The sequence below is a fragment of the Diaphorobacter sp. J5-51 genome, from assembly GCF_001023515.1.
Classification (GTDB): Bacteria; Pseudomonadota; Gammaproteobacteria; order Burkholderiales; family Burkholderiaceae_C; genus Diaphorobacter; species Diaphorobacter nitroreducens.
The window spans coordinates 1-378 of the sequence record NZ_JSYI01000064.1; the positions used below are offsets into that span (position 1 = coordinate 1).

Sequence of the window (378 nt, forward strand, 5' to 3'; positions counted from 1 at the left end):
TCAGTGGTAGTAGCCCGGCCCGCGCACGTTCTCGTGCAGCGGCAGGCTCGCCTGTGCGGCCATCGGCGCATCCAGCGGCCGCTGGTCCAGGCCGCAGCCCAGGATGGAGGCGATGCTCTTGTAGGACGGTGAGCGAATCGACTGCGCCCGCGCACAGGCGGCCTCCAGCCGGTCAGCCCCGTACTCACGGCCCAGGCGCATGAGGCCCAGACAGGAGCGGTAACCCTGCTCGGGATGCTGGCGGTGCTCCATCTGCCAGCGCACCACGGCGGCGGTGGCCGCGCCCACGCGCTCACCCCAGGCGATGAGCTTGGCCGGCGTCCACTGCAGGTGCGCCCGGTGCGAGGCCGGCATGTGCTCGGGCGTGGTGGTGTGTGC

The 378-nt window shown here is 72.2% G+C and carries 1 pseudogene; it reads right to left on the reverse strand.

From position 1 onward, the window contains the following. Nucleotides 1-378 (reverse strand): annotated as a pseudogene (locus OX89_RS08950) (IS21 family transposase); the annotation flags it as partial.